Genomic DNA, 18,433 nt, shown 5'->3' with positions numbered 1-18,433 from the left:
ATGACAGCAAACAGCGCCGGGCACGCCGCGTTACCGGCAACAGAAAAAACGGCAGACTCTGCCGTTTTTTCTCCGGTAATCACACAATCTGCTGTACCGGGCACACCGGCGGTCAGCAATACAGACAGTCTGATACAGGTTTCCGGGGCGCTCGGCGGAATTATCCTGCTGATCCTCGCATTAACCTGGCTTGTCAGAAAATTGGGATTTTCCGCAAAACTTGCGGGAAAAACAGCACTGCTGACAGTAAAAAGCAGCTGTTCCTTAGGTAATAAAGAACGGCTGGTGGTTGTGGAGATTCAGGATGAGTGGCTTATCCTGGGTGTCACTGCGCAATCAGTTAATTTACTCCACCGCTGCCCGGCAGACCCGGATGCGGTAACAAATACACCCTCTGCCTTTCATGCATTGCTGAAAACCAAACGGGCCGCGCCTGTTGATAAGCCAATCTGAGAATCCAAGATGTTATTTCACAAACGTGTAATCCCCGTACTGATGCTGCTTTTGCTTCTTCCGCAGGCGGCACAGGCATCTCTGCCCGGTGTTGTCAGCCATGTACTGCCGGATGGCAGTCAGAGTTGGTCGCTGCCGGTTCAGACACTGCTGTTTTTAACATTGCTGGGGTTTATCCCTGCGCTGTTACTGATGATGACCGGCTTTACCCGCATCATTATTGTACTGGGATTGTTACGTAATGCGCTGGGTACGCCTTCCGCACCGCCAAACCAGGTTCTGCTCGGGCTGGCGCTGTTTCTCACCTTTTTTGTGATGTCACCGGTCATCGATAAAGTGTATCAGGAAGCGTATCAGCCGTTCAGTGAAGATAAAATCAGCCTGGAAACGGCACTTGAACGGGGAACCGCGCCTTTCCGTACCTTTATGCTGGGTCAGACACGTGAAAGCGATCTGGCGCTGTTTGCCCGTATTGCCAAAACAGAGGATATTCAGGAAGCAAAAGATGTGCCGATGCGCATTTTAATTCCTGCCTTTATTACCAGCGAACTGAAAACCGCATTTCAGATTGGCTTTACACTGTTTATTCCGTTTCTGATTATCGATCTTGTCGTCGCCAGCGTGCTGATGGCACTGGGGATGATGATGGTGCCGCCTGCCACTGTCTCCCTGCCCTTTAAGCTGATGCTCTTTGTGCTGGTGGATGGCTGGCAATTGCTGCTCGGCTCTCTGTCACAAAGCTTTTTTAACTAGGAGACGTCATGACACCTGAATCCGTTATGGCTCTGGGTATTGAAGCCATGAAAGTGGCTCTGATGCTGGCAGCACCTTTGCTGCTTGCCGCTCTTGCGGCGGGTCTGCTGATCAGTTTATTGCAGGCCGCCACCCAGGTAAATGAAATGACATTGTCATTTATCCCGAAAATTCTGTCAGTTATCAGTGTCATCGTGATTGCCGGTCCGTGGATGCTCAACCTGCTCATCGACTATATGCGCAACCTGTTAAATAATCTGCCGTTTATTATCGGTTAATCTATGTTAACCATCACCAGCGAAACGCTCACTCTATGGCTGAGCCAGGGGTTTTATCCGTTTATCCGGATCCTGGCACTGCTGAGTACCGCACCCTTTTTTAATGAAAAACAGTCCATCGGTAAAGTCAGGGTAATGCTTGCCTTTTTTACGGTACTGATTGTTTCGCCACAGTTACCGGTTGTGAATATTCCGCTTTTTTCCGCGTCCGGTTTATGGGTTATTCTGCAACAGGTGGTGATTGGTGTGACCATGGGGCTGGCGATGCAGATGGCATTTGCCGCGGTGCGACATGCAGGTGAAGTGATTGGTTTGCAGATGGGGTTATCTTTCGCGACCTTTTTTGATCCGAGCGGTGGCCCGAATATGCCGATTATCGCGCGCATATTTAACCTGATCGTTGTGTTGCTGTTTCTCTCTTTTGACGGGCATCTGTGGCTGATTCATATTGTGGTTAACTCATTTGATCTGCTTCCCATACAGATACTTCCGCTGAACCGTGATGGTTTCTGGATCCTGGTGCAATCTGCCAACCATATATTTTTAAACGGACTGATGCTGGCACTGCCGTTTATTACCTTATTTTTGATTCTTAACCTGGCGTTAGGTATCTTAAATCGCATGACACCTCAGTTATCTGTTTTCGTGGTTGGTTTCCCGCTGACGCTGACTGTCGGGATAAGCATGCTCGGTCTGATTATTTCCGTTCTTCCGGGCTATACTGAGCGGGTGATTAATCAGGCGTTTGAACAGTTATCACTGATTTTTACGCTCTATGCCGGATGATGACAAAGCCTGAAAAGAAAAAACCGGTAACCACTGAGAAAGTGATTACCGGCTCCGGTAATTGGCGTAAAAAATAGCTTGCTGTGTATAATCCGGAAAACGACTTGAGAAATAACGCTGTTACCAATTTCCCGCTGAATAACCACCATCAACCGGCATAATCGTGCCGTTGATATAATCTGATGTCAGCAGAAAACGAATACTGTCTATAATATCTTTAATTGTTCCGACTTTATCTGCCGGAGAAACTAAATTAATAAAATCTTTATTCAGGCCGGCACATGCCGGTGACTCAATATACCCGGGAGCCACGGCATTAATCCGGATATTCTTTTTTGCATATTCCAGTGCCAGTGCCCGGACCAGGCCATGAACGCCTTCTTTCACTAAAACACTCAGTGCGGCAGGAATTTTCTGGGATGGTTGCAGCGCAATAGATGACGTAACTACAATAATTTTTCCACCGCCATTTTTCAACATGTTTTTAATTGCTAATTGACTCAGATTAAATAAACTATAAATATTACTGCTGACCAGATGCTGAAGATCATCTGATGTTGTTGTTTCAAATGATTTACTGACAAAGGCTCCGGAATTATGAATTACAACATCGATATTTCCGAAATGTATTATTCCCTGCTGGATAACTTCATTCGCAAAACCAGCTGAATGACTGTTACAGACGATGGGCAAAAATGCCGATTTGTTATCCGGCTCCTGCATAAAAGCCTGCATAGCCTGCTCATTGCTGAATATCCCAATCACTCTATAATGTTCATCAAGCAGTGTTCTGGCTAATTGTTTTCCCAGACAACCTTCTGCATCTGTGATGACGGCAGTACGTTGGTGTGGATTCATAAATAACCTGCGCTTATGCTTTTTATTAAATAATTGATGGTAGTTATTATAGATTTGACCTACGTAAAATAAACTACTCTCACGTTACTTCATTATTAACCCGAGGTTAACAATGCCGCGTCATTTTGATGATTTAATGCTGGGGACTCTGGAGTTATTTTGCCGTGCCGCAGAGTTGCAGAGTTTTTCACAGGCAGCAGCAGCGCTGAATATTTCTCCCGCTGCCGTCAGTAAAACAATCCAGCGGCTGGAGCATAAACTCGGTTGCACTTTATTTGTCCGCACGACCCGCCATGTCCGGCTGACAGAAGCCGGGGAGCATTATCTGAGCTATTGCAAAACCGCCCTGGGCGCCATGTATGATGCAGAAAATGCATTGCTGGATCTGAAAACGATCCCGGCGGGAAAAATCCGCGTCTGCCTGCCAAATGACTATGCTTACCTGAAAGTGTTTCCGCTGATGCCGAAATTTCGCCGGCGCTATCCACAGATTGAAATCGATTTCAGTCTCCGGTTTCGTATCCCGCGCCAGGAAAGCACTGATTGTGATGTGGTGCTGACCAGTTGGCTGAACTATCTGCCCGACTGGGTAGCAACAAAAATTGACTATTCTTTCTTTTGGGTGGTTGCGTCACCGGATTATCTGAAAAATGCACCGCCGCTGAATACGTTAGATGACCTGCGTAATCATAACTGCCTGCAAATGCATCTGCCTGAAAATACACATCCGCTGCGCTGGCCGTTTGTGCTGAACAATGACGTTGTGCATATTGAGACACATGGCAATATGGCATACTTTGAAGATGTCATGGCCGCTTACTATATGGCAATAAATGGTAACGGGCTGGCAATGATGCACGATTTCATCGCACAAAAAGCGGTGGATAACGGGCAGTTGGTCAGAGTGCTGGAACCCCTGACCAGGGTTTCACATTTCAATTATATTGCCAGTCCGTCAGATAGCCTGAAATCACCGCGTATCCGCGCCTTTACCGACTTTTTGGTCCGTGAACTGAAGCCTGAAAACAGCTTCCCGGAAAATGCGGTGATTATACCTGTCCGCTGATCCCGTAAGAATATCGCTATAAAAAAAGGCCGTCATAATGACGGCCCCGGAGAGGAATATAGCTATCAATAAATTAACGATTAAACAGCGACATACTGTTAAGATCTTTAAAAATGCTCTGGGATGCCTGGAACATTGACATCTCTTTCTGATAATCAGAAATCGTGCCGGTCCAGTCTGTCTCCATCAATTCGCTCATGCGGCTGTCATTCTGGATTTTCCGGGTATCTGACAGAAAATTCAGGCTGTCAATTTCCTGGAGCTGCAAGCCCTGCTTCGCTTCAATATTAGAGATTTTATCCATCCCGGCTTTAATACCGCGATTAGCTTCCCCCATCGCGGCAGTCGCTCTGTCCAGATCGGCCTGAGAGGCGTTTTGCTGTGGGATCTTCAGGCCTTCCAGCCCTTTATTGATCGCCGTAAACATATCCGCGACCTTTTCACCTTTTGCGTTTGTCGTGGTGGCAAATACCTCAGAGCCGGCAAAATAACTGATCATTTCGCGGTCACTGCCCACATTTTGGGTAATGGATTTATCACCGCCACTGTAGATAACTTCACCGGTCACCGGATCTTCTGCAAACGGAGGGGTATCTGATTTATAACCACCGAAAATATAACGTCCGTTACCATCCGTTGTGTTACCCAGGGAGACCAGTTGGTCTTTCAGTCCCTGTAACTGTGATGCCAGTGAATCGCGATCGACATCACTCAGTGTGCCTTGGTTGGACGCCTGAATAACGGTGGTATCCATCTGTGTGGAGACCTGATTCATCTGGCTGAGGATGCTCATTTGCAGCGTCATGCCTGTTTTTGCAAAGCCACGGGTGGATGCATACTGCTGATTACGGTTTTCAGACTGACTGACACGTACCGCCTGCGCCGATGCCTGTGCATCATCAGACGGTTTATTAACACGTTTGCCTGATGCCAGTTTAGATCCTGCTTCCATCCAGCGGGCAGTTGATTCATTCATGTCACTTACCCGCTGACTGAACATTAAATTGGTACTAAAACGCATGATAAATTCCCTTATTTACGCAATAAAAATCAGAATGCACGCATCAGTGTGTTAAATAATTCATCAACGGTTGACAACACTTTGGCATTGGCATTAAAGAATTGCTGCATTTTCTGCATCTGAACACTTTCTTCGTTAGTATTAACACCCGAAATACTCTGCTGAGATTCATACAAGCTGATTGTCAGTTTATTTTGTGTTTCAGAATTAATCTGAGCATCTTTGGTCTTACTACCCACATCATTGACCAGGGACGCATAGAAATCAGACAGTGTTGATGTTCCGCCCACCAGTTTTTGATCCTGCAGTTTCACCAACTCTTTAATGTTTTCGTTATTGCTTGCGCCGCCCGTACTATCAGCCGCTGCAAAGTCAGCCGGGTTATTGATCAGGGTATTCATACCGCCGATAACATTATCCACCGGTTTTAACAGGAAGCGATCCCCTGCCTGTGCAGTGTTATTGCTGATTTTGATGTCCATACCATCAAATTTTAAGGTTCCGGTTGCACTGTCAAAATTGGCATTAACTACTGTGCCTTCCGGTAAACGGGTGACATTCCAGTCAGTACCGTCAAAGCTGACATCATAATTATTGCCGGTGACATTGGAGACATCGCTGTATTTGATGTCAAAGTCCGCTTTTCCGTTGTTATGGGTATTACTCACCATGCTACCGCTGCCGACAGCAAAGAAATCGTTACCGGTCTTGCCGTTCGCATCATAGCCTTTGCGGTGAACTTCATTGAATTTTTCAGCAAAAACCAGCGCCATCTGATTTAATTTTTGTCTTGCCGGATCAATGATTTCACGACGTGAACGCAGAATACCGCTTAACTCACCACCGCGGATCTGCTCATCTTTAATTTCACGGACATTGCCTGCGGAATCGACAAATCCGATACTCAGACGGCTGTCATCACTGCCCGACGGAACCGCTTCCAACCGGTTTGCCCGGCTTCCGGTAACCAACGGCAGGCCATTCGCAAAAGAGAGATTGAAATTCCCGTTCTGCTCAATGACTTTGATGCCGATGACGGAATTCAATTCATTGACCAGACGGTCACGCACATCCAGTAAATCATTCGGCTCTGCGCCGTTTATAGAGCGGGAATTACTGATTTGCTCATTGAGCTTTGCGACTTTCTCAGCGTACGTATTAATGTCTTTGATTTTATTATCGAGCTGATGATTAATATCGTTGTCCATATCACGCAGACGACGGTCTGATTCTTTCAACTGACTGACCATGGATTTTGCTTTGCCGAGAAATACATCAACCAGGGTTTTATCACTCGCATCCGTCGCGGCCTGGTCCAGTGCGGTAAAGAAGTTACCCAACATACCGGCGATATCATCGGTACTGTTTGACAGTAAATTATCAACCCCGCTCGCATTTTTCAGATAGGCTTCATGATCACCGCTGAGCGAACGTGCACCGTTATATTGCGCATTCACAAATTCATCAAATTCACGGCGGACATGGCTGAAATACGTTCCGTTTCCGAAATAGCCATTTGTGCTCATCGTGCCCGGATTCTCACCAAATACTGCGCTCTGGCGGTGATAATAACCGACTCCGGCATTCGCCAGGTTGTTGGAAATAACGCTCAGCCCACCCTGGGCCGCATTAATTCCGGTTAATGCGTTATTCATTACATTATTCAGCATTCGCTTTTTCCTTTCTCTGGTGCCTGCTGTCCCGTCTTTGCGGTTAACTCACTGAAAACCTCAGGGCAGGTATCATCCGTTTAAAATTGTCTCTTACTTAGTTATCGGAAAGACGGCGTAAAAATTTAGTGTTTTATACCCTTATTCATTCAAACTGCAGGTGTGTTGGCTGCGCTCAATCAGCCGGGTCACATACTAATGTATGCTCCCCGTCTGTTTTCCCTTGCCGCCTTCCTGCATCTTGAATGACGTTGGGTATATACCCTTATTTATTCAAACTGCAGGTGTGTTGGCTGCAAACAGATTAGAAAATATCGCTTAAATCGAGGGAATAGGCCTGAACAGCACGGGAAGCAACCGGATTGGCGGGTGAGGTTCCTCTGATCTGGTTAATCAGCGTGATTAATTTGTCTGAATAACCGGGATCCGTCGCGTAACCGGCCTTATGCAGGCGTTGCGCTGCCAGTTCCGGGCTTGCTGCCTGCTTCACGCCGTGGTAGCGCGGATTCTCAGTCAGCAGCCGGGTATAATCCGCTATTGCTTCCTCGTAAGAGCCATAAACACGGAAATTATCGCGCATCTTAATCGTATTACCGTCAATAACTTCCGTGGTCATAATATTCGTGACCGGGCCTTTCCAGCTTTTCCCGGCTTTGATACCAAACAGGTTATGACTGGTTTTACCTTCTGCGGTCAGAATTTCCCGTTTACCCCAGCCACTTTCCAGTGCCGCCTGTGCGAGGATAAGCAGATGCGGCACCCCGCTTTTCTGTGACGCTGATTTTGCCGGTTCCGTCAGTTTTGCAATAAAGTTCTGGCTGTTCAGTCCCAGTTCGCGAACTTTTTTCAGCGGCGCGCCTAATACATCACCGGCCGCGCTGAATTTACGCATCAGTTGTGCCATTGCCTGCTGCGGCATGGATTGCATAACAGTGACATCATCCAGCGACATCATTGATGAATTAAGCGGAACCTCCTGATCCTGTTGGCCGGAAAGCTGCTGATACATCATTTCACCGAACCCCAGTCCCTTCTGTGACAGGTTTTGTGCGATTTGCTGATCGTACATACTGGTCATCATCCGGGTCTGATCACTGGAAAACATGCCGTCCTGCGGCAGTGCGGCACGCATGCTTTTAAGCATCATCTGAACAAAGGTGGCTTCCAGTTGCTGCGTCACCTGACGCAGCCCCTCTTCCGGTTTTTCATTCAGCTGCTGCTTCAGGCTGCCCAGTGACTGCACGTCATAGGCCGCACTCTGCATTAACTGCACGTCACTCATCAGATAATCTCCAGTTTAGCCCGCAGACAACCGGCACTTTCCATTGCCTGTAAAATAGACATCAGGTCAGTGGGTGTTGCGCCTAACGTATTCAGCGCCTGAATAACCTGATTCAGATTTGCCCCGGCATTCACTTTTTTCAGCGTGCCGTCCTGCTCGCGGATCCCGACATTGGTATTACGTGTCACGACGGTCTGACCGCCGGCAAATGGCGTATCCGGCTGGCTGACCTGCGTTTCACGATCGACCGTAACTGCCAGGCTGCCGTGTGCGACGGCACAACTTTCCAGCGTTACCGTGCGGTTAATCACCACCGAGCCGGTACGGGAATTGAGAATAACTTTAGCGTCAGTCTGTGGCGGACGAATATTCAGATCCTGCACCCGTGCCAGAAAACGCACCTGAGCACTGTTGCTTTGCGGAACCAGTAACTGAACCGTGCGTGAATCCAGCGCTGTCGCAGTACCCTGACCGTTCATCCGGTTAATGGCATCCGTGATATCCTGTGCCAGGGCAAAACTGTCTTCATTCAGCTGGAGATTGATAACGCCGCTCTGACCAAAACTGCCCGCCAGTTCCCGCTCAATACTTGCCCCGCCGCTGATGCGACCGCCTGCTAACTGATTGACTTTAATACTGCTGCCACCGGCACTGACACCGGCTCCGCCGACCAGGATATTTCCCTGTGCAAGCGCATAAACCTGTCCGTCCACGCCTTTGAGCGGCGTCATCAGCAGTGTTCCGCCGCGCAAACTTTTGGCGTTACCCATGGAAGAGACAACCACATCAATTGCCTGTCCGGAGCGGCCAAACGGCGGCATTTTTGCCGTAACCATAACGGCCGCCACATTTTTCAGCTGCATATTGGTGCCCGGCGGAACCGTTACCCCCATCTGGGATAACATATTGCTCAGGCTCTGTGTGGTAAACGGTGTCTGCATGGTCTGGTCACCGGTGCCGTCCAGCCCCACCACCAGCCCGTAGCCAATCAGGGCATTTTCACGGATCCCCTGAACCGTCGTCAGGTCTTTGATCCTTTCACTATGAACCGGCGCACTTAATACACCCAGAACCGCAACCAGCAGACCAGCCAGTACTTTTTTCATTATCATTACCTCTGCTCAGTACGGTGATACATTCAGGAAGAAGCGCTGTAACCAGCCCATATTCTGTGATTCATTAATATAGCCATCGCCGACATACTCAATACGGGCGTCTGCGACCTGAGCCGAGCTGACGCTGTTATCCGCACCGATTGTGCGCGGATTGACCACACCGGAGAAACGGATAGATTCCGTTCCCTGATTGATAGCGATCTGTTTTTCACCCACAACATGCAGGTTACCGTTTGCCAGAAGCTGATCCACCGTGACGGTGATCGTTCCTTTAAAGGTGTTTTGTGCATTTGCACCACCTTTGCCGGAAAACTCACTGTTGCCTTTCACATCCAGTTCAGTGTTACCGCCGCCGAGCCAGCCGCTCATAAAACCCGGCAGTATTGAGGCGAGGAATCCGCTTTTTCCGGCACGGTTTGCATTCGCGGAGGAGTTTTTACTGGCGCTGACATTTTCCTGTAAATTAATTGTCAGGATATCCCCGGTATTACGCGGTCGTCTGTCCTCAAACAGAGGCTGATAGCCATAAAAAGCCGGTTGTGCGCTCTGGAAAATCGCACCATTGGGTGCAGGTGCTGTTGGTGCTACCGGTAAGGCGGTTGTTTTCGTATCCACCAGAGGTTTTGGCTTGATGTAAGCACAGCCGCTGAGTGAAACAGCAATCACTGCCGCCGCCACCAGCCCGCGCCCGGAAACAGACATGGCAGGAGAGCTCGCGCAATCCTGCTGCTGTGGAACAATGCCGTTTTCTGTCATCTTTTTACTCTTGCTGTTCTGTGCGTGTCTCGGTAAAAAAGCCCTGCCCGCGATACCGTCGCAGACAGGGCGGGGAATTACAGCTGAGTCAGACGTTGTAACATCTGGTCAGAGGCAGAAACCGCCTTACTGTTAATTTCATACGCGCGCTGAGTCTGGATCATATTCACCAGTTCTTCGGCTACGTTGACGTTGGAAGTCTCTACCATTCCCTGATAAATACGCCCTGCGCCATTGGTTTCGGGCGCACTTTCAGTCGGCGCACCGGAGCTGGCGGTTTCCATATACAAGTTTTCACCCATACTTTCCAGACCGGCGTCATTGATGAAGGTGGTCAGCGTGATTTGTCCAATCTGCTGTGGCTGGCTCTCACCATACATGGTGACAGAGACAGTACCGTCACGACCGATTTCCATCTTCTGAGCCCCTTCCGGGATCATAATGGCAGGCACAACCTGATAGCCGGATGATGTCACCAGCTGACCATTTTGATCAGGATGCAGAGAGCCGTCGCGGGTATAGGCATCAGAGCCGTCCGGCATCTGAACATGGATAAAGCCCTGTCCGCTGATCGCGATATCAGTCGAGGTGCCGGTTTTATTCAGACTCCCCTGTTCATGAATACGCGTGGTCGCCACAGGACGGACACCCGTACCCAGTTGCAGACCGGTCGGCAGAGAGGTTTGTTCGGAACTCAGCGCACCCGGCTGGCGGATGTTCTGATAAAGCAAGTCTTCAAACACAGCGCGCTGGCGTTTAAAACCATTGGTGCTGACGTTTGCCAGGTTGTTGGAAATCACATCCAGGTTAGTCTGCTGGGCTTCAAGCCCGGTTTTTGCAATCCATAATGAACGGATCATGGTAATTCCTTACTGAGTATTAACTTACAGCCAGCAGCTGATTCGCCCGCTGGGCATTTTCATCCGCGCTGTGGACGACTTTCATCTGCATCTCAAAATGGCGTGCGTTGGCAATCATCTCGACCATTGCCTGCGCCGGGTTGACATTACTGCCTTCCAGCACACCTGCCATCACCTTGCCGCGTTCACTCATAGGTAACGTGTTACCGTTGGTGTTACGGGCAAGCGGTGTCAGATGAAACAGTCCGTCTTCACCGCGCAGAACATCCTGCGGTTTGGCTTCCACCACTTTCAGACGACCAATCTGCCCGAGCATCGTCGGCGGATCTGTCGGGATGAGTGCGGTAATCGTACCGTCGGCCCCGATAGTCAGCTGCGAATGTGGCGGAACATCAATCGCGCCGCCGTCGCCCTGTAACAGGTTTTCACCCAGCATCAGCTGACCATCGGCTGAAACCTGAAGATTCCCGTTACGGGTGTAGGCTTCGTCACCGCCGGGCAGTGCAACCGCCAGAAAATGCCCGTCGTTAAGCGCCACATCCATTGATCGCCCGGTATAATTGAGCGGTCCCTGACTCATGTCAGCCCCGGGTGTTGAGGAAACCACCAGTGTCCGGGTTTGTTCCGTGTCACCATTGACAGGTACCGCGCGCATTGCTGATAACTGCGCTTTAAACCCGGACGTTGAGACGTTGGCAATATTGTTCGAGACAATGGCCTGATTTTCCAGCGCATGTTTAGCGCCGCCCATTGCCGTATAAATGACGTGATCCATGACCGCTCCCTATACTCAGCGTAAGTTAACCAGCGTTTGCAGCATCTGATCCTGCGTTTTGATGGTCTGGGAGTTGGACTGATAGTTACGCTGCATAACAATCATATTGATCAGTTCCTGGCTCATATCCACGTTGGATGCTTCGAGCGCGCCACCGGTCAGGTTACCGAACTGACCCGTTCCCGGTACGCCGTCCATCGGGTTACCTGATGCATTGGTTGCTTTCCAGACGTTACCGCCCTGAGAGGCCAGTCCGTTCGGGTTAGCAAATGAAGACAGTGCCATTTTGCCGACAGTACGTTTCTGCTGGTTTGAGTAGCTGGCCGTGATTGTGCCGTCATTTTCGATTTTGAAGTTGGTGTATTCACCAGACTGATAACCATCAACATCAATTTTGCTGACTGATGATTCAGTCACTTTCTGCTGGCGGGTTTTGTTCAGACTCAGATCAATCGTGCCGGGATCAGCACCGTTTAATCCTTTATAAGCGACTGTAAAATCCGCCGTTCCTTTCAGTTTACCGTTACCATCAAACTCCATTGCACCCAGGTCCTGAATTACCGATGTCTTATCAGTGCTGTCCTTTGCCTTGACATCCCACTTGTTATCAGCCGTTTTGACAAAATAAACCGCGACTTCATGGGTATTACCCTGGCTGTCGTAGGTGGTCATCGTGGTACTGAAGTTGTAGCTGTCCGGATTATCAGGGTCGAACGTGGTAACCGCAGGCACTTTGTCATTAGAGTTCAGGTTAATGGTTAATTCACCTTTGGCTGATGCCTTTGCATCCATCATATCCGTCGGGATATTCAGTATCTGCGGTATACCACCGGTCTGGATAGTCGCATTGCCGTTAGCATCCATTCCTGCCGGAAAACCGCTGACCATCATGCCCTGGTTATTAACCAGATTTCCGCTCTTGTCGCGGTGGAATTCACCGTCACGGCTGTAAACCACATCACCGTTGGTATCCAGTAAACGGAAAAAACCGTTACCGGAAATCGCCACGTCTGTTGCGCGGTCAGTACGGGTAATCGAACCATCTTTAAAGTTCTGGGAAATCGCCGCAACGTTTACCCCCAGACCCACACCGGAGCCGGCAAACATATCGGAGAAAGAGGCATGCGCGCCTTTAAAGCCGTTGGTTGCTGAGTTGGCAATATTGTTACCTATCGAGTCAAGCCCCGATGAAGCGGCATTCAGACCGCTGACTGCTTGTGAAAAAGACATGTCACCTCCATGACAATTGGGTTTGCTTATTAATTAGACGGATACACTTTAAATATTTCAGATAACAGCACACTGTGGCCGATGCCCACATCCAGCAGCGGTGCATCCGCCCCCGGGGTTACTCCGTTAACTTTCGCGTATTTCAGCCGGATAAGATTGCTTTCTGCGATCTCTTCGCCTTTCATGCTGGCTTTGATTTCAAAGGTATATTTGCCTTTTGTATCAGCAACCAGTTCACCATTATCATTGCGGCCATCCCAGGTCCGGTCATAAAGATCCGGTTTGGTTTCGCCCTCAATCGTAATGGTCCGGACAATGGATTTGTTTTTATCACGGATAGTGATGTCAATTTTGTCGGCTGTTTTAGCGAGGAAGAAACCGAATGGTGAGGACTCATAGCCTGTGTTGCTGCCTTCGTCATCCGGTTTATCATCAGCAAACGGCAGAACAGATTCATCAGTACCTGCCAACGGATTGGTTGGTTTCACTAATTTCTGCGTACCGTCAGTATTCAGCGGAGTCAGAACTAAATCACTGCCCGGGATCAGCACATTTTTCCCGACCAGATTCGTCGCCTGCAATGACTGACCGGAATTAATCTGCTTAGAAATACCCGATACACTGTCATTGAGCTTGTTCATGCTCTCAAGTGATGCGATTTGTGCCAGCTGGCTGGTGAGATCCGTGTTATCCATTGGTTTGGTCGGATCCTGGTTCTGCATCTGCGTGACGATCATCTGTAAAAACGTATCCCGCATATCATCGCTCTGGCTTTTCTGCGGCTTTTTCTGAGCGTCGATATCGTTATTCGTTGATTCGTTGTTCGTGGCATTAATTCCCATGATTTACTCCGTTACTGCCCCAGTGTTAGTGTTTTCTGCAACAGGGTTTTCGCGGTATTCATCACTTCCAGGTTCGCCTGGTAGCTGCGGGATGCTGAAATGGTGTTGATCATTTCGCCGACCGTATCCACATTCGGCATACGCACATAGCCTTTTTCATCTGCCAGCGGGTGCCCGGGTTTATACTCAAGGCGGGGTTCTGACGGGTCTTCAATCAGTTGACTGACTTTTACACCACCGATGTCATAACGCCCCTGCGGAGAAGTCTGAAACACCACCTGCTTCGCGCGGTACGGCTCACCATCCGGGCCCGCCACGCTTTCGGCATTCGCCATATTGCTCGCACTGACATTAAGACGCTGAGATTGCGCGGTTAATGCTGAAGCGGAGATATCAAAAATACTCAGTAATCCCATGCGGATTATCCTTGCTGTAAGACAGCCAGCATGCTTTTCACGCGACTGTTTATAAAGGTCAGGTCGGCCTGATATTTCAGGGTGTTGTCAGCAAACTGGCTGCGCTCAACATCCATATCCACGGTATTGCCGTCCATAGATGTCTGATACGGAACGCGGTATTTCAGATCAACAGCCGAAGGCACCGCGGCACTCTGTCCGCTGATGTGCCCTTTTGCCGTGACCGCCATCGTCAGGCCGCCGCTTTTGACTGTGCCGTTATTCATTGCCTGTTTCAGCTGATGGCTGAAATCAATATCCCGCGCCTGATAACCCGGGGTATCCGCATTTGCGATATTGGATGCCAGAACAGTCTGACGCGTTTCCCGCAATGAGAGCGCCTGCTGCTGGAATGCAAACGTGGCATTTAACTTATCAAGCATGTCTGTCCTCAATTGATATGGAACGCCTGTTTTAGTGGTAGCTATATTAGCTGCCCCTGAAAAATTCTAATGGCAGGATAAACGTGAAATAACCGGGCTATTTACCGGATTCAATGGTATTGAAAGTGCGTAAACTGCGGACATCAGAAATGGGCTGGTTTACTGTACCCGACGTCATTCAGGATGCAGGCGGGCTTTGCCGGCCAACGTACCTGCCGTTTGAAGAAATAAGGGTATATGAGGAAAAAGTATGTCCCCCTGCCACCGTAAATTACTCATCAGCGGCTTACTGGTCTTTTCCGCCTCTGTGCAAGCCGCATTGCCGGAAGATATCAACCAGTATTTCCGTCAGTTGCACCCGGAACCGCTGAAAGTGTCAATAGAGATAAAAACACCTATCGACCGCTGGCCAGAATGTAAAAAACCGGTGTTACAATTGCCTGCCGGCGGGCGTAATACGGGCAATGTGTCACTGCCTGTACTGTGCGGAAAGAAACGCACCTTTATTCAGTTGACCGTCAATGTCACCGGACAATATTACGTTGCCACCCGGCAAATAATGCGTGGTGAAACTATTCAGTTTGTGGATATCGGTGCAAAACGGGGCTTATTACATAAGTTACCTGCGGGTGCGATAACAGATAAAATGGCACTGCGCGGAGGCGTTGCGCTGCGTAGTATTGAGGCCGGACAGACATACATCAGTTCAATGTACCGTCAGCCCTGGGCAATTAAATCAGGACAAAATGTATTTGTTGTGGCGGACGGTGACAATTTCTCGGTAAAATACGAAGGCCGCGCCATCAATAACGCGGCAACAGGTGCCACAATCCGGGTGCGTCTGGTTAACGGACAAATCGTCAGCGGCGAAGCACTTGAGAACGGCAGTGTAAAAGTATCACTTTAGTTATATACCCCGCGTCATTCAGGATGCAGCCAATGAGCCTGTCCTCTGAATGAATAAGGGTATAAATTTAGTTATAAAGTTTCAGGTAAAATTGCCGATATGTAGTGGGTATAAGGGAGAGACCCTCTATCACCGCAGATCGGGAATAAGGAAAACAGATATGGCAATTGAGCAAACATCCGCGATTTCAGCACTGACTAAAGTGACCAACCGCGACCCGAAAGAAATGACCGCGGCACCGCGTGATAAAAAAATTCAGACGGCTGAAGCCGTCCGCGAAAGTGCATTTTCACCAAGTGAAATTCAGAAACAACTGCTGGCACCGAATAAGAATGACATCAATACGGTAAAAGTGGCTGAAATAAAGCAAGCCCTGAAAGACGGAACACTGCGAATGGATGCCGGTAAAATTGCGGACGGTCTTCTGCGTGATGCACATGAATGCATGTTATCAATAAACAGTGCTGATAAAGATGACTGAACAACTTCTTCCGCTGCTTGAGCAACAACTCTCTCATTTACAATCACTGCATCAGGTGATGAAAAATGAGGAGCTGTTACTCGGCTACGCGCGCGTTCCGCAATCCCCGTATCAGGAAGCAACGGAACAAAAACGGTTTCTGGTGGCTGCCATCGGTCATAATGAAACCCGCCGCCTGCAACTTGAGCAGGGATCCGGGATATGCCCGCCTTATGAAGATGATGAAGGCATTCATGTTGTCTGGAACAGTATTAAAGATCTTACCATCTTGCTCAAAGAGATGAATTACCGTAACCATCAGATGCTGAAACTGCACATGCAGATTAATCAGGAGCGGCTGGATTTTATGAAAAAGCATAATAACCAGGCGACCTATGGTGCTGATGGTCAGGAATCCGGCTCCCGCCTGCTGGGTAAAAAAATTATTGTCTGATAATTAACTGCTTTATCTCCGGCAGTTAATTATTCTGTTTTGATATTCCCTATCCCTTATCTCTGTTCCCGTTCTCACTTCTGTTTTCTGATCCGTCCTGTATCCCTCTTTACGCCCATATTATTGACTGCCGCCCGGCGGCATCCTGAATAACATCAGATATACAGCCATTCCTATATGAAAATATAAATTCATAATTTAAATCTATTATTACCACATGGAAAATAAAATCATTTCTGCTTTAAAAATCAAATAAATAAATAAATTTCCACAAAATCAGCACATCCTGTCAATAGATCTATTTGACTCATTCTCAACGGTCAATAAATATGTTCGTCGGTTATATACCCTGAAAAAGAAACCTTTATTGAAATAAAGACCTCTTTATAACCAGATATTCAGTGTATTAACTCAACAAATCAGCCCACTTTATGTGAATTGCATATTTATAAGGCCATTATCGATGGATAAAATAACCCGAATTCTCGAAAAGCTGAATCAGGGTCGCAGCGACCAGCAGCTAACCCTGGCAGACTTTATGCCGATGTCCCTTGCCGAAGTTCGCAACCTGGCGGGCGGCCGCCTGTCCCGTGAAGAAGCGCAACTACTTCACCGTGCCGCGATAAAAGAGAAACAGAACAACATTCTGTATACTGCCCGCGCACTGACCCGCGCCAACCCGCTGCTGAGAAAAGAGATGGGCAGAGCCCGTCATCACAGTGCCGCGCCGTATGGCTATAATGATATTATTGTACCCCGCGCCGATGAATTTGCCGCACCGGGTGCAGTTTCTTCCATGTTCTCACCCGCCGGCTATCTGACTGAGCTGTATCGTGAAGCCCGCAGCCTGCATCAGAAAGACAGCACCCGCAATCTGGACACACGCCGTCCGGATCTGGCGAAGCTGATGCTGACCCAGGAAAATCTGGATAAAGAGATCTCCACCCTGTCACTGGCTAATGAGCAGTTGGAGACAGCGCTGATGGCGAAAGCCGGTCAGACAGACAAAAGCAAATACGATGAAACCCTGGCAACCTCCCGCCGCAGTGGTGTAACCCCGTATAACGCGCCGTTTGAGGGAATTCGTAACGCCCTGATGCAGCAGGATTTTGTTCTGCCGGATCATGTACTGAGCAAAGGTGCGGAATCTGCCGCACAGATGGCGTTATACGCCGGTATCTCACCAGAGTTATATGCGATTCTGACCGAAAAAACCGATGGGTTAAATGAAGCTGACACAAAAAAACTGCTGGAGAAAAACTTCCCGGGGGTAAATACCGACAGCCTGATGAACCTTGATGCGCTGGCCAATTATTATGAGCTGCCAAGGGATGAGATTCAGGAGATGCTGGAAAAACGCGGCGCTGAGACACCGAATGCTTATCGTAATGACAAATTGGTATCCCATACCCTGGATAAAAACGGAAAAATATCAATTTCCTCGATAACCAGAACACCCAAGGGAAATTCGGAACTATATAATTATGTAGATCTTATCCCTTTGGAAGAAGGACATTTTTTACTCAATTTTTCTGTAGTGACCACACAACCCACGTTCCATTTTTTTAGTATCGGCAGAAATAGCTCTAGCGATAGCAATATCTTCCTTAAAAAAAAACTTTTCTCCACTCGCTAACCAACATTACAGTATTCCGTTTACACTCGATACATCTCTGGATCAAAATAATTTAATTGTTATAAGACGGCATAAGAAAGTAAGTACATCAGATGGTTGGGATTATGCATATTTTTATTTTCTCCCTGCTCAAGCATCCGCAACCCCATGGCTCCTCGCCCTCAACAAACTCCTGCGCCTGGCCAAAGCTACCGGTATAACTCCGCTGGAAACCCAGCGTGCATTAACCCGCCTGGGAAGCGCTTTAAACAAAGATGTATTACACCGCTTCTGTGAATTCCTGCTCTACCGTAAACGCTACAATATCGGCAACGATGATGCTTTAATTCTGAGTGGTGCCACTATCAGCACCGTCGGCTATGACGGGCAGCTCAGCCAGTTTGACCGGATGTT

General features: G+C 48.6%; 21 protein-coding genes. 9 read left to right on the top strand and 12 right to left on the bottom strand.

Annotated elements, in window-relative coordinates; translation table 11 throughout:
• From fliO to fliR, 4 genes are read left to right on the top strand one after another with little or no spacing between them, the layout of a single operon-like run.
• Positions 1-453 carry a flagellar biosynthetic protein FliO gene (fliO, locus tag AYY17_RS14075; RefSeq protein WP_082981400.1) on the top strand — a complete coding sequence of 151 codons (453 nt, stop codon included), beginning with the start codon at positions 1-3 and terminating at the stop codon, positions 451-453.
• A 9-nt stretch (positions 454-462) separates the two neighbouring features.
• Positions 463-1,206, top strand: coding sequence for a flagellar type III secretion system pore protein FliP (gene fliP, locus AYY17_RS14070; protein ID WP_067402304.1), 744 nt, complete (start codon positions 463-465; stop codon positions 1,204-1,206).
• An 8-nt stretch (positions 1,207-1,214) separates the two neighbouring features.
• A complete protein-coding gene (gene fliQ / locus AYY17_RS14065) occupies positions 1,215-1,484 on the top strand; it encodes a flagellar biosynthesis protein FliQ (protein ID WP_067402307.1) in 270 nt (89 codons plus the stop codon).
• Between the two features lie 3 nt (positions 1,485-1,487).
• A complete protein-coding gene (gene fliR / locus AYY17_RS14060; RefSeq protein WP_067424579.1) occupies positions 1,488-2,270 on the top strand; it encodes a flagellar biosynthetic protein FliR in 783 nt (260 codons plus the stop codon).
• A 120-nt stretch (positions 2,271-2,390) separates the two neighbouring features.
• Here the strand turns inward: fliR and AYY17_RS14055 are convergent, their stop codons facing one another.
• On the bottom strand, positions 2,391-3,128 hold the full coding sequence (locus tag AYY17_RS14055) for an SDR family NAD(P)-dependent oxidoreductase (RefSeq protein WP_067424577.1): 738 nt from the start codon (positions 3,126-3,128) through the stop codon (positions 2,391-2,393).
• 112 nt (positions 3,129-3,240) lie between these two features.
• Between AYY17_RS14055 and AYY17_RS14050 the strand changes: the two genes are divergently transcribed.
• Positions 3,241-4,194, top strand: a complete 954-nt coding sequence (locus tag AYY17_RS14050) for a LysR family transcriptional regulator (protein ID WP_067424575.1) — start codon at positions 3,241-3,243, stop codon at positions 4,192-4,194.
• Between the two features lie 73 nt (positions 4,195-4,267).
• Here the strand turns inward: AYY17_RS14050 and flgL are convergent, their stop codons facing one another.
• The 11 genes from flgL to flgB form a co-directional block, all read right to left on the bottom strand.
• Positions 4,268-5,215: a flagellar hook-associated protein FlgL gene (flgL, locus tag AYY17_RS14045; protein ID WP_067424573.1), complete on the bottom strand. Its 948-nt coding sequence runs from the start codon at positions 5,213-5,215 to the stop codon at positions 4,268-4,270.
• A gap of 29 nt (positions 5,216-5,244) precedes the next feature.
• Complete coding sequence (gene flgK / locus AYY17_RS14040; protein WP_067424570.1) at positions 5,245-6,885, bottom strand: flagellar hook-associated protein FlgK; 1,641 nt, start codon at positions 6,883-6,885, stop codon at positions 5,245-5,247.
• A 304-nt stretch (positions 6,886-7,189) separates the two neighbouring features.
• Entirely contained in the window at positions 7,190-8,167 is a 978-nt protein-coding gene (flgJ, locus tag AYY17_RS14035; protein ID WP_067424568.1) for a flagellar assembly peptidoglycan hydrolase FlgJ, read from the bottom strand.
• Positions 8,167-9,273, bottom strand: a complete 1,107-nt coding sequence (locus AYY17_RS14030; RefSeq protein ID WP_067424566.1) for a flagellar basal body P-ring protein FlgI — start codon at positions 9,271-9,273, stop codon at positions 8,167-8,169. Before AYY17_RS14030 ends, flgJ begins: the two co-directional genes overlap by 1 nt.
• 15 nt (positions 9,274-9,288) lie before the next feature.
• On the bottom strand, positions 9,289-9,984 hold the full coding sequence (locus tag AYY17_RS14025; RefSeq protein ID WP_067403143.1) for a flagellar basal body L-ring protein FlgH: 696 nt from the start codon (positions 9,982-9,984) through the stop codon (positions 9,289-9,291).
• A gap of 131 nt (positions 9,985-10,115) precedes the next feature.
• Entirely contained in the window at positions 10,116-10,898 is a 783-nt protein-coding gene (flgG, locus tag AYY17_RS14020; RefSeq protein WP_067361527.1) for a flagellar basal-body rod protein FlgG, read from the bottom strand.
• A gap of 19 nt (positions 10,899-10,917) precedes the next feature.
• Positions 10,918-11,673 carry a flagellar basal body rod protein FlgF gene (locus tag AYY17_RS14015; protein WP_067424564.1) on the bottom strand — a complete coding sequence of 252 codons (756 nt, stop codon included), beginning with the start codon at positions 11,671-11,673 and terminating at the stop codon, positions 10,918-10,920.
• Positions 11,674-11,688: 15 nt separating this feature from the next.
• Positions 11,689-12,903, bottom strand: a complete 1,215-nt coding sequence (gene flgE, locus AYY17_RS14010; RefSeq protein WP_067424562.1) for a flagellar hook protein FlgE — start codon at positions 12,901-12,903, stop codon at positions 11,689-11,691.
• Positions 12,904-12,932: 29 nt separating this feature from the next.
• Positions 12,933-13,745, bottom strand: a complete 813-nt coding sequence (locus AYY17_RS14005) for a flagellar hook assembly protein FlgD (protein ID WP_067424560.1) — start codon at positions 13,743-13,745, stop codon at positions 12,933-12,935.
• An 11-nt stretch (positions 13,746-13,756) separates the two neighbouring features.
• Positions 13,757-14,161, bottom strand: a complete 405-nt coding sequence (gene flgC / locus AYY17_RS14000; RefSeq protein WP_067361521.1) for a flagellar basal body rod protein FlgC — start codon at positions 14,159-14,161, stop codon at positions 13,757-13,759.
• Between the two features lie 5 nt (positions 14,162-14,166).
• Entirely contained in the window at positions 14,167-14,583 is a 417-nt protein-coding gene (gene flgB / locus AYY17_RS13995) for a flagellar basal body rod protein FlgB (protein WP_067402351.1), read from the bottom strand.
• Positions 14,584-14,833: 250 nt separating this feature from the next.
• Here flgB and flgA point away from each other — a divergent pair, with 250 nt between their 5' ends.
• From flgA to AYY17_RS22355, 4 genes are all read left to right on the top strand, one after another.
• Positions 14,834-15,490 carry a flagellar basal body P-ring formation chaperone FlgA gene (flgA, locus tag AYY17_RS13990; protein ID WP_067424559.1) on the top strand — a complete coding sequence of 219 codons (657 nt, stop codon included), beginning with the start codon at positions 14,834-14,836 and terminating at the stop codon, positions 15,488-15,490.
• Positions 15,491-15,650: 160 nt separating this feature from the next.
• Positions 15,651-15,971 (top strand): flagellar biosynthesis anti-sigma factor FlgM, encoded by a 321-nt coding sequence (gene flgM, locus AYY17_RS13985; protein ID WP_067402356.1) that lies wholly within the window; start codon positions 15,651-15,653, stop codon positions 15,969-15,971.
• Positions 15,964-16,404, top strand: a complete 441-nt coding sequence (locus tag AYY17_RS13980) for a flagella synthesis protein FlgN (protein ID WP_067424557.1) — start codon at positions 15,964-15,966, stop codon at positions 16,402-16,404. Before flgM ends, AYY17_RS13980 begins: the two co-directional genes overlap by 8 nt.
• A 463-nt stretch (positions 16,405-16,867) precedes the next feature.
• Complete coding sequence (locus AYY17_RS22355; RefSeq protein WP_235845394.1) at positions 16,868-18,040, top strand: Tc toxin subunit A; 1,173 nt, start codon at positions 16,868-16,870, stop codon at positions 18,038-18,040.
• Positions 18,041-18,433 lie beyond the last annotated feature (393 nt).

The sequence above is a fragment of the Morganella psychrotolerans genome (assembly GCF_001676055.1).
Classification (GTDB): domain Bacteria; phylum Pseudomonadota; class Gammaproteobacteria; order Enterobacterales; family Enterobacteriaceae; genus Morganella; species Morganella psychrotolerans_B.
Note: the sequence above shows the minus strand (reverse complement) of the source record. Positions and strands in the feature narration are given on the sequence as shown.